Genomic DNA, 12,514 nt, shown 5'->3' with positions numbered 1-12,514 from the left:
GGCGTATGCCGTCACGCCGGCAGCAGGAAGTTCGCGCCGGTCATCAGGCAGATCGCGATGATCGCCGACGTGGCGAGCGTGAAGCCTGCGAGCTTCGCGTTGCCGAGCACCTTGTCGGTGAACAGCGTCGAGAACACGGCGGTCGGCGCGAGCGTGAGCATCACGGCCGCCTTGCGCACCTCGGCGTCGAACGGGAGCAGGAACCATGCGGCGCACGCGAACAGCAGCCCCATCGGCAGTCGCCATCCGAGCACGCGGGCCACGTCCTTCACATCCTTGCCGGTCTTCGGCAGATCCATCAGCATGCCCACCATGAACACCGAGCAGAACGAATTCGCATCGGCCACCGGCTGCAGCAGCGTCGGCACCACGGACGGGATCTTCACGTCGAACAGCATGATCACGATCATGAGCATGTAGATGTCGAACGGAATCGACGTGACGAATCCCATGACGATCTTGCGCAGTTTCGCGCGCCGGGCCATGCGCCGCGCGTCGCGGTCGGTCGGGCGCACGTACGGCACGGTCGGCGCGTCGCCCGCGTCCTGTTCGGTCAGCGGCTTATCCATGTCGATGTGCAGCAGCGACGTGGTCATCACGTTCGTGCCGGCCGTCACCATGATCGAATTGCCGACGTCGAACATGGCCGCCGTGATGAGCGCGGACGGTCCCATGAACGCCTGCAGGACGGGGAAGCAGAAGTTGCCCACGTTGAATCCGGACGCGTTGAGCATGAGGAACGCGCGGTCGGCGACCGGCTTGCGCCGCGTGGCGAGATAGACGAGCGGCAGTGGCAGCATCGCGCACAGAAAACCGAACGCGGAGACCAGCAGCATGCTGATATGGTGCGGATTCGTGGCGAACGAGACGATGACCGACGCGGGCAGCGTGAAGTTGAACACGACGACCTGCATGACGCGATAGTCGCGCGCTTTGAACAGGCCCGCCCGCTTGACCGCATACGCGGCGAAGATGATGATCAGGAACGCGATGGGCTTGAGAATAGCGGACATGGCTGCGTGGTTCCTCTCCCGTGTTCGACCTGGCCCGGCCCGATCGTTGGTCGGCACAGGGCCGCAAGGGAGTCGGGGAGTGCGCGCGATGGGACTCGAACCCACACGTACAAGACACAGGAACCTAAATCCTGCGCGTCTACCAATTCCGCCACGCGCGCGCAAGGTGCCAATCTAGCATGAGCCCTGCCTTAGGCGGGTGTTGTGTCCGCGCGCGGCGCACGGGCGCGGCACGCGGTCGTGGCTTGTGGCTTCCCGGGCTTACGGCCTCTGCGATGCTCGGAACCGGCCGTAAGCCCGGGAGGGGCACGCCGTCATCCGGGCATACGGCCGGTTTGAGGGGCTGAACCGGCCGTATGCCCGGGGAGCCAGAACCACCCGCCGTGCACTGCCCGGGGGCCAAGACCATCTGCCGTGCACTTCCCGGGCTTACTGCCGGTTTCGCGCCCTGAGCCGGCCGTAAGCCCGGGTGGTGGGGTCAGGGACAGAGGAAAAACAAAAACCCCGAACCGGTTGGGTTCGGGGTGGTGGAGCCACTTGACAGAATCGAACTGTCGACCTGCTCATTACGAGTGAGCCGCTCTACCGACTGAGCTAAAGTGGCTTGTTGCCCGGATCGCATTCGCTTTCCGCGCACAAGAAGGTTAGTGTACCGGATGATATGGATGATGGCAAATCGTGGCTCGGGCGATGGTGTCGTGCGGCGTGTCGCGTGGTTGGCGCGGTGATGGTTGGGGGAGGCGCCCGGTGTGGTCGGGGTTGTTTCGCCGGTCGGTCGAGCTTCTGCTCCAAGCGTCCGACCGTTTGACTGACTGTCGGTGGAGTCGCGACGCCACGGCGATGTCGCGGCGGCGTCGCCGTGGCCGCCGGTGCGGCGCTGCCGTGTTCTGATGCCACGATATTGCTAACGTTTGCTTCGTAATGTTCGCCTATGGTTTCCCGATGTTCACCGGTACGTTGTCGTGACGTTAATTTGTGTAGTTATGTCTGCTTTTGTGAGTATCTTGTTCTATGAAGTAAACGATACGGTTCCGGCTCGGCCGACGGTCGACGGCGGTGCCGCGTCGCTTCGCTAAGTGATGATGAAAGGACCAATACCTATGGCCATCAATCCTCCTATCGACGCCACGAAGACCCCGGCGTGGGTCGCCCTGCAGAAGCACTACGACGAGCTGCAGGCCGAGGGCATCAGCCTCAAGAAGTGGTTCGCGGAAGACTCCGATCGCGTCAAGGAGCTGAGCTTCGACGCCGGCGACCTGCACTTCGATCTGTCCAAGAACCTGATCAAGCCGGAGACCCTGCGCCTGTTCACCTTCCTCGCCGACGAGGTCAAGCTGGGCGACCGCATCAAGGCCATGTACTCCGGCGTCCACATCAACAACACCGAGGATCGCGCCGTGCTGCACACCGCGCTGCGCCGCCCGGTCGAGGACGAGGGCAAGTACATCGTCGACGGCCAGGACACCGTCAAGGACGTGCGTGAGGTGCTCGAGCGCATCTACAAGTTCGCCGACGAGGTGCGTTCCGGCAAGTGGACCGGCATCACCGGCCGTAAGATCGAGACCGTCGTCAACATCGGCATCGGCGGTTCCGACCTGGGCCCCGTCATGGTGTACGAGGCGCTCAAGCCGTACGCTGACGCCGGCATCTCCGCCCGCTACATCTCCAACATCGACCCGAACGACCTGGCCGAGAAGACCAAGGGCCTCGACCCGGAGACCACCCTGTTCATCATCGTCTCCAAGACCTTCACCACGCTGGAGACCCTGACCAACGCCCGTGAGGCCCGCACCTGGCTGCTCGAGCAGCTGGTCGCCAACGGCGCCATCGCTGAGGGCGACGAGGCCGCCCGCGCCGAAGCCATCAAGAAGCACTTCGTCGCCGTCTCCACCAACCTGGAGAAGGTCGCCGAGTTCGGCATCGACCCGAACAACGCGTTCGGCTTCTGGAACTGGGTCGGCGGCCGCTACTCCGTCGATTCCGCCGTCGGCACCTCCCTCGCCGTGGTCTTCGGCCCGGCCCGCTTCGAGGAGTTCCTGCACGGCTTCCACGAGATCGACGAGTACTTCGCCAACACCCCGTTCGAGAAGAACGTCGTCGTGCTGCTCGGCATGCTCAACGTCTGGTACCGCAACTTCTTCAAGGCCGCCTCGCACGCCGTGCTGCCGTACGACCAGTACCTGCACCGCTTCCCGGCGTACCTGCAGCAGCTGACCATGGAGTCCAACGGCAAGTCCGTGCGTTGGGACGGCACTCCGGTCACCACCGAGACCGGCGAGATCTTCTGGGGCGAGCCGGGCACCAACGGCCAGCACGCCTTCTACCAGCTGATCCACCAGGGCACCCAGCTCATCCCGGCCGACTTCATCGCGTTCGTCAACACCCCGAACCCGACCAAGGACGGCGACCAGGACGTGCACGAGCTGTTCCTCGGCAACTACCTCGCGCAGACCAAGGCCCTCGCGTTCGGCAAGACCGCCGACGAGGTCCGTGCCGAAGGCACCCCGGAGGAGATCGTCCCGGCCCGCGTGTTCACCGGCAACCGCCCGACCACCTCGATCTTCGGCGTCGCGCTGACCCCGTTCTCGCTCGGCGAGCTCATCGCCCTGTACGAGCACATCACCTTCGTCGAGGGCACCGTGTGGGGCCTGGACTCCTACGATCAGTGGGGCGTCGAGCTCGGCAAGCAGCTCGCCAAGCAGATCACCCCGGCGATCTCCAAGGACGACGAGGCCCTGGCCGCGCAGGACGCGTCCACCCAGGCGCTCATCCAGTTCTATCGCGCGAACCGCGAGTTCTGATTCGCCGCGCTCGGTCGCAATGACCGCGCGAACGGACTAGATTGAGGCTCCCCCCCCATCCTGCATGGAGGGGAGCCTCAACTTGTTGTTCCGCAAATAGTCGCGTTGGGATATCGCCGGGGAGGGGCGAGCCGACGTATGATGTGACTGTCGGGGACGGCGAGGGACGAAGGGGAGTGCGATGACGGACGATCAGGTACCGTGGGACAATGCCGCGGACGCCGTCGATGATGTACGTCGTCGGCACGGAATCGATGATGCCGGGACCGATGCACTCTCCGGTGATGTTTCCGCAGATGACGTCGATATCGTTCGTCCGCACGGTCTGTATGTCGTCGGAGATGACGGTGCCGGCCATGCCGACGTGCCGGCCGCCGATGATGACGGCGCCTATGCCGCGGATGATGATCTGCCAGAGGCGGTTTCCGAGGAAATCGGCCGCCGGATGCGCATGCCGCGTTGGCTGGTGCTGCTGATCGCCGTAATCGTGCTCGCAGCCGGCGCCGGAGGATTCCTGTTCCACCGCGCGCGGCAGGGCGGTTCCGCGGTCAACTGTTCGGCCCACGACGGCATCGACTACTGTTACGGCGGATTCACCCCGCTCGAGCCGTCCGGCGAACGCCTCGACATGGGCGACGCTTCCGACTATTTCGCCAAGGCCGTCCGCCCGGTGTATCCGGCCGTCGACGCCGTACGCATGGCAACGTTGTCGGGCGACCTTACGGTCGTCCATAATGCGGCCAAAACGGCCCGCGATACGGCCTTGCAAGCCGCGCATACGTTAGCGGCACGCACGTGGCCGGAACGGCTCGACAAGCCGATCCGCGTCGCGATTATCGAATATCAGCATCGCGCATCCGTCTACGGCAACATCATCACGAACACCAACTGGCAGGCTATCGAAGACCTGCTGTTCGGTACGCTGTCGGCCGCGCGCACTGCCTCCGACGTACAGCGGATCATCCGCACGACACTGGAACTCGACGCCGAGCCCGAGCCGGACATACCGTTCGACATCACCGATGCCAAGGACGCGGGCAACTGCGACCAGCTTGCGTTCATCGACGGCGAAGAGCGCACCGTGACCCGCCGATGCGTCGCGATCTCCGTCACCAGTCACGTGCCGGCGGACGTGCCATATCTGGCGTTGCGGCTCAACTTGCTCGACCAGAACGGCACGATCGTTGCCACCGACCTGCTTGCCAGCACCATGGCCGACGTCGACAACCCGAACTATATCCACGATGGCGGCAAGGTCACGCTCACGGTCGGCATCAACTCGAAACTCGTGCGATCCGGCTACCGGCTTACGGCATCCAGCTGGTCGGTGCATACGGCCGGCGACCTCATCGTCGGCGACGACTACACGGCCGGGCAGTCGGCTGCGGTCACGGCGTTGAACGAGTTCCGCATCGCGTAAGGAGACGGTCCACGATGAGCGACATGCCACAGTCCGGTAACGTGAACGACGATCTGCAAGTCGACGCCAACGATCGCAAGGCAAGGCATCAGGCCGGTCGTGACCGCAGATCGCATGCCAATGCCAACGATCGCATCCCGCCTGACATCCTCGCGCAGATCCCCTCGTGGAAGCCGACCATCTGGACGTTCCTCGTGCCGGCCGTTCTCGCCGTCACAGCGGCGATCGGCGGCTACCTGCTCGGCGGCGTGCAGGCGATCAGCTCCGACGTATGCCTGTCCGACGCGATATACCAGGTGAACGGCCGCGCGCCGTCATACGTCGACTATCCGCAGTACGACGGGCCGCAGCTCACCGGACGGAAGGCCGCAACCTACTATGCCAAGGCGGTCGCCGCATCATGGCAGCCTGTGCAAGACGCACTGCCAACGTTCGCCGGCAACGATCTCGCCGCCATCCACGAACAGGCCGGCACCGTCGCGAAGGCGCTGCACCGCACCTACGCGATGCTGCTTGAGCGCACCTGGCCCGACAGCGTCACCGACGCACTGGACGACGTCGTCAAACAGTACGGCAACCTCGAACAATCGGCACGATACACGGCCTCATCCATCGACGTCACCGACGCGCACACACTGCTGAGCGACCTGATCTCCTTCTCCAACCATACCGACGCCGCGCTGCGCGACGATCTCGGACTGCCGGCCGGCGAACCGTTCACACCGCCGTACGACATCGTCGCCGTCACCGACCAAGGCATCTACGACGCGGCCGCCAACGGCGACGACCGCACGATCAACGACGGCCAGCACATCGTCGACGTGACCGTGCGCAGCCGCATACCCGGCACCGTGACCTCGATCAGCCTCGAACTCGCCGTACATTCCGCGATCGGACGCAACGTCGGCACCGCAAACGGCGGCGTGGACAGCATCATGCTCGCGCAGGGGCAGTCGGTCGTCGTGCCGGTGCCGATCGACCCCGACCTCGCGACGAGCGGCGCGTCGCTGTCGTTGCGGACGCTGTGGACGCATAGCGGACGTTCGTCCGTCACGATCAGTCTGGACGGCGCGGACGGCAGCGACGCGGCGGGCGATGACAGCGACACGACAGATGGCGCCGGCACATCGGCCGGCGACCCGCTCGGACGACCCGGCGCACTCGCCGACTTCCGACTGCGGTAGACGATCTGAGTGACGGCAAAGCGCTCGCCGAAGGACCTTTCGGCGAGAGGAAACCGCCATGCGCGAACGATCGTAGGTAACGCGGGCTGAGTATCCTTGGAAGTCGGGAGTAATCAATGAAGCAAGGAGGCAGCATGGTAACGACCTACCAGACCGATTATCCGATGGCGGCCAAGGTCTACTTCACGCGCGACATCAGCCCGGCCGGACTGATGCGGGCCTACGAGGCGCTGAACGCCCGCCCGCAGGGCAAGGTCGCGGTCAAGCTCAGCTCCGGCGAAGGCGGCAACAAACACTACCTGCAACCGGCGCTCATCGCCGATCTCGTACACGAGCTCGACGGCACGATCGTCGAATGCAACACCGCGTACCCGGGCACGCGCGACACCAGCGAACACCACTGGAAGACGATCCGCGAGCACGGCTTCACCGACATCGCGCCGTGCGACATTCAGGACGAGGACGGCGAGATCACGATCCCGGTCGAAGGCGGCACACGCATCACCGGCGACATCGTCGGCTCGCACTTCCCGAACTACGACTACTACGCCGTGCTCTCGCATTTCAAGGGGCACGTGATGGGCGGTTTCGGCGGCGCGCTCAAGAACATCTCGATCGGCATGGCCTCGTCGAACGGCAAGCGCAGGCTGCATTCCGGCGGCGACAAGATCCTCGACAACCCGTTCAGCGGCGAGCAGGACGCGTTCCTCGAGGCGATGGCCGAGGCCGCGACCGCCGTGTTCAACGCGCTCAAGGGCAACATGCTGTTCATCAACGTGATGAACAACCTCTCGGTCGACTGCGACTGCGACGGCAACCCGCATGCGCCGTGCATGCACGACATCGGCATCTTCTCGTCGCTCGACCCGGTGGCCGTCGACCAGGCGTGCGTCGACCGGATCTACACGTCCGATGAGGACAATTCCGCGATGATCGAGCGCATCGAATCGCGCCACGGCATCCACACCATCGAACACGCGGTCGAGATGGGCCTCGGCAGCCGCGAATACCAACTCGTCGACCTCGACCAGCGGTGAGCCTGATCGTCATTCCGTTGAAAAGGAGTTTGTGATGCAACCAATCGAAACCACTGAAACCGTGCGCAGCCGTTCGTTCACGGCCACGCTGCCGTCGGTGACATTCCAGACCGCCGCCGCGGTCATCGCCGTGGTCGCTGCCGTCGCCTTGCCGCAGGTGTTCCACGTCGCAGGCGCGGCGCTTGGCCTCGGCACGATGGTCGGCCAGACCCTGCTGCCGATGCACCTGCCGGTTCTGCTCGTCGGCCTGTTGGCCGGTCCGTTCGCGGGACTGGCGACCGGCGCGCTTGCCCCGATTGTCAGCTTCCTGCTGACCGGCATGCCGATGGTCCCGATGGTGCCGTTCATGGTGATCGAACTCGCCGCGTACGGTCTGTTCGCCGGACTCCTGCGCGGTGTGCGTCTGCCGGCCGCCGTGCCATCGCCGCTTGGCTGGCTCGTCAAGCTGGTCGGCGCACAGGTCGCAGGCCGTATCGTCGACGCGCTCGCGATCGCCGTGGCCGTGTCGCTGCTCGGCAACACGACGATGACCGTCGCGTCCGTTGCCGCCGCGGTCGTGACCGGACTGCCGGGACTCGTGCTGCAGTGGGTGCTTGTGCCCGTGATCATGGCCGCCGTGGATCGCCGCCGCGACTGACAGCCGCATAACGGATGTCGAGATGACCCCTCGCTGCACGAGGGGTCATCGTATGAGAGGAGACATGATGACCGATTCGTCCGCAACAGCCGACCTCGACCGTGCGAAGGCCGTGTTGCTGGCCGATGACTCGCTCGGCTGCGCGGCATGCCGCATCGACGGTGAGACCGGACGGTCGACGATCCTGACCGGCACGGGCCGCGGCGTGCGCCCGCTGCTGCAATGGCTGGCGGTCGGGCAGCGGTTGGACGGATTCGCGGCCGCCGATCGCGTGGTCGGCAAAGGCGCGGCGCTGCTGTACGCGCGGCTCGGAGTGCGCGCCGTCTACGCGCAGACCATGAGCGAAGCCGGCCTGGCAGCATTGCGGGCCAACGGCATCGAGGCCGGCTACGGCACACTCGTGCCGCGCATCCTCGACCGCGCCAAAACCGGCCTGTGCCCGATCGAACGATCCGTCGCCGCCATCGACAACCCGGCCGCCGCCGAACCTGCCATACGCGCAGCCGTCGCCGAGCTCATGCATCGATAGTCAGTCGATAATCGTCGACAATCGTGTCTTGACTTGGGCGTAGACTAGCTGATTGCTGTGTCGAGAGGCGGGTCGCCGCATAAGCCGGTCTCTCCGAGGGTCCAGCCGGACGGCCGCGGGCGAAAGTCACGGCCAGTCTTCCGGCGGATTGACAGGCTTCCCGAGGGCAAACCCGAGGGAGAAACGATCCGGTCGCCGATCGTTGGCGGACGAGCGCACAACGACACTCGCAACCGCACAACACGCGAGGCAGACCCTGACTGTGGCTGATATGCGGCAGCGACTAAGGAATGAACATGGCTAACGCTATTGACGCTTTCGACGCCAAGCACATGAAGCCGGCCGAGGAGATCCCGGCCTTCCGTCCCGGCGACACCGTCGACGTGAACGTGAAGATCAAGGAAGGCAACAACTCCCGTATCCAGACCTTCACCGGCGTGGTGATCGCCCGTCACGGTGCTGGCGTGCACGAGACCTTCGTCGTGCGCAAGATCAGCTTCGGCACCGGTGTGGAGCGCCGCTTCCCGGTGCACTCCCCGTCCATCGACTCCATCAAGCTGGTTCGTCGTGGTCGTGTGCGTCGCGCCAAGCTGTACTACCTGCGCTCCCTGCGCGGCAAGGCCGCTCGTATCGTCGAGCGCCGCGACAACTCCGCCAAGTGAGTCTGATCGCATAAGACAGCACCTGCAGCCCGGTACCGTTCGTCGGTGCCGGGCTGTCGTGTATCCGTCGCCTACAATAACCACGAGATAATCCACGAATCGCTTAACGACCCGGCAAGGAGACAAGGCGCATGCAGTCGAACGACCAACACACGCTGATGGTGGCCGACCATGGCATCGACCCCGCGCCCATGCCCGACCCTGGCCGTCGCGACGGTGGCAACCATGCCGGCCGAACCGTCTCGGACGCTGCCGATCGCGCCGTCCGCAACGCGTTCTGGCATGACATCATCGTCTGGTGCGGCATCCCAGTCATCATCGTGCTGTTCGTGCGTATCTTCCTCGTCGGCTGCTACGTCATTCCCTCCGGCTCGATGCGGAATACCATCGCGCCCGGCGACAAAGTGGTCACCCTGAACATCGCGCCGTGGCATGCCAAACTCGAACGTGGCGACATCGTCGTCTTCAAGGACCCCGCGCACTGGCTGCCGTCCGAAGAACATGGCGGGCTCGGCGGCGACTATCTCATCAAACGACTCATCGGCCTGCCCGGCGACGTGGTCGAATGCGCCGGCAAAGGCCAGCCGGTCACCGTCAACGGCACGGCGATCGACGAAAGCGCGTACCTGCGCGCCGGCGTCGCCCCGAGCGCGTTCCCGTTCCGCGTCGAAGTCACCGCCGGCCACGCGTTCGTCATGGGCGACAATCGCGCCAATTCCGCGGACTCCCGTTACCATCAGGACGACGGCGAGCACGGCCTCGTGCCCATCGACGACATCGTTGGCGTCGCTTTCGCCCGCTACTGGCCGATCGCCCGCATCAGCACACTCGACTCCCACCACGACGTGTTCGCGGGCGTGTCTCGATGACCGACTTGTGGCGGATTGCGGATTGATGAGCAACGGATAACGACGATCTGCGCCTGATTATGTGGTGGTCGATCCCGAAGCTCCACCTGATTATGTAGATTGATCGATGGAAAGGAATGACGATGGCGATCACCGAAGTGCCTACGCTCGACTTGGAACGTGAATTGGCCGCGCAGGGAGCCGATCTGATCATCGGATTCGACGAGGTTGGCCGCGGTGCGCTCGCCGGTCCGGTCATGGTCGGTGCGGCCGCGATCCGGGCGCGCGATCTGCCGACGCTGACCGTACCGGACGGCGTCGCCGATTCCAAGATGCTCACCGAACACCGCCGCGAGGCGATCGTGGACTCGCTCAAGTCGTGGTGCGCGGCCTATGCGATCGGTCAGGCCAGCAACCGTGAGATCGACGAGTGGGGCATCGGCTACGCGCTCGGTGTTGCCGCGCTGCGGGCCGTCGACGATCTCGAACAGACGCTTGGTATCGCCGTTCGGTCCGGCGACGATCCGTCGGTCGCGGTCGCCGGCATCCTCGACGGCCCGTACGACTACATCACCAAGGCGCTCGGCACGTTCGACGCGCCCGCCGTGCCCGTTCCCGCAACGATCACGACCAAAGTCAAGGGCGACCGGCACTGCGCCACCGTCGCGACCGCCGCGGTCATCGCCAAGGTCACGCGTGACCGGCTTATGGTCGATCTCGCGCACGGCGACCCGCAGTACGCGCCGTACGCGTGGGATCACAACAAGGGATACGGTTCCGCCGCGCATCGCGCCGCCATCGCGCAATACGGTCCGTCCGATCTGCACCGCATCAGCTGGAACCTCGCGTGATACGGCGTCTCGCACGGTGATACCGGGCGGCGAATCTCACGCGTCCTGTGTACATTGTGAGCGTTCTCACCGTGTTGCGATCGGCAACGCGGTATGCTGAAAGCCAGCACAGCAGCGTGACATGCGGGGAGGTTTTGACGTATGGGAAGCAGCCGGGGCAGCAAGCGTCCGTCAATGTTCGAGGTCGCCAAACTGGCGGGGGTGAGTCACCAGACCGTCTCGCGCGTGATCAACAACTCGCCCGACGTGTCCGACTCGACCCGCGCCAAGGTCCAGGCCGCGATCAAGCAGCTTGACTACCATCCCAGCAACTCCGCGCGCGCCCTCGCGTCCCGCCGCTCCCGCACGATCGGCCTGATCGCCGGCGGTATGCGCTTCTTCGGCCCGATCTCGGCCATCTCCTCGATCGAGAACGTCGCACGGCAGCACGGTCTGTTCATGTCGGTGATGATGGTGCACGAGGCGCTGTGCACGCAGAGGGAGTTCGAGGAACTGTGCGGCACGTTCAACGAGCAGAACGTGGACGCGTTCATCTTCCTGACCCCGACCGACGTGATGTTCGAGGCGGCCTGCCGCACGCAGGTCAACCAGCCGCGCGTGTTCCTCACGTCGACGCACGGCGCGCTCAGCATCAGCGAGGGTCAGCGGCTGATCCGCTCGCGCGACCACGGCAAGGTATCGATGATGGGACTCGACCAGTGGGGCGCGATGGAGGAGATCGTGCGGCTGCTGGGGGAGTACGGGCACCGTCGCGCGCTGTATTTCGCGGGTCCCGGCGAGTGGCGCGACGCGGCGACGCGACTGGACGCGTGGGTGAAACTGACCCGTGCGAAGTCGATCAGCTCGGTCACCGTGCGTTGCGAGACGTGGGATTCGTCCGAGGCGTACGCGCGGATGAACCATGTGCTCGACCAGATCGGCCAGTCGGGCGGCGTGCTGCCGTCCGTGGTGGTGTGTGCGAACGACAGTCAGGCGGTCGGCGTGGCGCGCGCGCTGCACGAGCATGACGTGCGCATCCCGCAGGACGTGAGCCTGGTCGGATTCGACGATATGCCGGCGATGGACAACATGTATCCGCCGCTGACGACCGTGCGGCCCGACTTCGAACAGCTCGGCTCGATGGCGATGCGCGAGGTGCTGCATCTGCTGGGGGCGGGCGACGAGGTCGCGTTCGCGTCGTCGTCGCACGGCGTGGGACTGGTGCCGGCGAAGGTGATCAACCGGTCGTCGCTCGGGCCTGCCGCGCGGCGATAGACGGGATTGAGGCGGTGCGATGATGCCGGCGATGCAGTCGGTTCGGCTGAGGCTGCCCGGTGATTCTGTCATTTCGAGCGAGGCGAAGCCGAGTCGAGAAATCTTTCGGACGATTGTGGTATAAGACCGTCCGATAATCGGCTATCAAGCTCAGATCAGTCAATACATCACGACACGGCGAGGTTGTGCTTTGTCGTGGGTCACGATAAAATCGTGAACGTTAACAGTGAGCGCTAACAATTCCCCGAAGAGGCGGATTCTGGCGCTAGGCACAAGGA

The 12,514-nt window shown here is 64.8% G+C and carries 11 protein-coding genes and 2 tRNA genes; 10 read left to right on the top strand and 3 right to left on the bottom strand.

All coding sequences use genetic code 11. The features are described from left to right. Positions 1-11 precede the first annotated feature (11 nt). From JS541_RS00170 to JS541_RS00160, 3 genes are all read right to left on the bottom strand, one after another. Complete coding sequence (locus JS541_RS00170) at positions 12-1,013, bottom strand: AEC family transporter (RefSeq protein WP_214372310.1); 1,002 nt, start codon at positions 1,011-1,013, stop codon at positions 12-14. 80 nt (positions 1,014-1,093) lie between these two features. Then, positions 1,094-1,174, bottom strand: a tRNA-Leu gene (locus JS541_RS00165). A gap of 367 nt (positions 1,175-1,541) precedes the next feature. Continuing rightward, positions 1,542-1,617, bottom strand: a tRNA-Thr gene (locus JS541_RS00160). 496 nt (positions 1,618-2,113) lie between these two features. Here JS541_RS00160 and pgi point away from each other — a divergent pair. The 10 genes from pgi (at position 2,114) to JS541_RS00110 (ending at position 12,236) form a co-directional block, all read left to right on the top strand. Beyond that, entirely contained in the window at positions 2,114-3,814 is a 1,701-nt protein-coding gene (gene pgi / locus JS541_RS00155; protein ID WP_214372309.1) for a glucose-6-phosphate isomerase, read from the top strand. 181 nt (positions 3,815-3,995) lie between these two features. Then, a complete protein-coding gene (locus JS541_RS00150; RefSeq protein ID WP_214372308.1) occupies positions 3,996-5,234 on the top strand; it encodes a hypothetical protein in 1,239 nt (412 codons plus the stop codon). Between the two features lie 14 nt (positions 5,235-5,248). Continuing rightward, complete coding sequence (locus tag JS541_RS00145) at positions 5,249-6,418, top strand: hypothetical protein (RefSeq protein WP_214372307.1); 1,170 nt, start codon at positions 5,249-5,251, stop codon at positions 6,416-6,418. 134 nt (positions 6,419-6,552) lie between these two features. Next, entirely contained in the window at positions 6,553-7,455 is a 903-nt protein-coding gene (locus JS541_RS00140; protein ID WP_236036939.1) for a DUF362 domain-containing protein, read from the top strand. 34 nt (positions 7,456-7,489) lie between these two features. Continuing rightward, a complete protein-coding gene (locus JS541_RS00135; protein ID WP_214372305.1) occupies positions 7,490-8,092 on the top strand; it encodes an ECF transporter S component in 603 nt (200 codons plus the stop codon). A gap of 52 nt (positions 8,093-8,144) precedes the next feature. Then, positions 8,145-8,621 (top strand): DUF1893 domain-containing protein, encoded by a 477-nt coding sequence (locus tag JS541_RS00130; RefSeq protein WP_214372303.1) that lies wholly within the window; start codon positions 8,145-8,147, stop codon positions 8,619-8,621. Positions 8,622-8,917: 296 nt separating this feature from the next. Further along, positions 8,918-9,283, top strand: a complete 366-nt coding sequence (gene rplS, locus JS541_RS00125; RefSeq protein WP_214372302.1) for a 50S ribosomal protein L19 — start codon at positions 8,918-8,920, stop codon at positions 9,281-9,283. A gap of 131 nt (positions 9,284-9,414) precedes the next feature. Then, the gene (gene lepB, locus JS541_RS00120) at positions 9,415-10,152 is read left to right on the top strand and encodes a signal peptidase I (protein ID WP_214372301.1); all 738 of its coding nucleotides are present in this window, start codon (positions 9,415-9,417) and stop codon (positions 10,150-10,152) included. Positions 10,153-10,274: 122 nt separating this feature from the next. Beyond that, positions 10,275-10,982 (top strand): ribonuclease HII, encoded by a 708-nt coding sequence (locus JS541_RS00115; protein WP_214372300.1) that lies wholly within the window; start codon positions 10,275-10,277, stop codon positions 10,980-10,982. A gap of 141 nt (positions 10,983-11,123) precedes the next feature. Then, positions 11,124-12,236, top strand: coding sequence for a LacI family DNA-binding transcriptional regulator (locus tag JS541_RS00110; protein WP_240539183.1), 1,113 nt, complete (start codon positions 11,124-11,126; stop codon positions 12,234-12,236). Positions 12,237-12,514 lie beyond the last annotated feature (278 nt).

Origin of the sequence: Bifidobacterium sp. SO1 (assembly GCF_018555335.1) — a bacterium.
Lineage (GTDB): Bacteria > Actinomycetota > Actinomycetes > Actinomycetales > Bifidobacteriaceae > Bifidobacterium > Bifidobacterium simiiventris.
This window is presented reverse-complemented; position numbering and strand designations above follow the sequence as displayed.

Coding starts and splice junctions, on each gene's coding strand:
- JS541_RS00170 (WP_214372310.1), bottom strand. CDS start 1,013: ATGTCCGCTATTCTCAAGCCCATCGCGTTCCTGATCATCATCTTCGCC.
- pgi (WP_214372309.1), top strand. CDS start 2,114: ATGGCCATCAATCCTCCTATCGACGCCACGAAGACCCCGGCGTGGGTC.
- JS541_RS00150 (WP_214372308.1), top strand. CDS start 3,996: ATGACGGACGATCAGGTACCGTGGGACAATGCCGCGGACGCCGTCGAT.
- JS541_RS00145 (WP_214372307.1), top strand. CDS start 5,249: ATGAGCGACATGCCACAGTCCGGTAACGTGAACGACGATCTGCAAGTC.
- JS541_RS00140 (WP_236036939.1), top strand. CDS start 6,553: ATGGTAACGACCTACCAGACCGATTATCCGATGGCGGCCAAGGTCTAC.
- JS541_RS00135 (WP_214372305.1), top strand. CDS start 7,490: ATGCAACCAATCGAAACCACTGAAACCGTGCGCAGCCGTTCGTTCACG.
- JS541_RS00130 (WP_214372303.1), top strand. CDS start 8,145: ATGAGAGGAGACATGATGACCGATTCGTCCGCAACAGCCGACCTCGAC.
- rplS (WP_214372302.1), top strand. CDS start 8,918: ATGGCTAACGCTATTGACGCTTTCGACGCCAAGCACATGAAGCCGGCC.
- lepB (WP_214372301.1), top strand. CDS start 9,415: ATGCAGTCGAACGACCAACACACGCTGATGGTGGCCGACCATGGCATC.
- JS541_RS00115 (WP_214372300.1), top strand. CDS start 10,275: ATGGCGATCACCGAAGTGCCTACGCTCGACTTGGAACGTGAATTGGCC.
- JS541_RS00110 (WP_240539183.1), top strand. CDS start 11,124: ATGGGAAGCAGCCGGGGCAGCAAGCGTCCGTCAATGTTCGAGGTCGCC.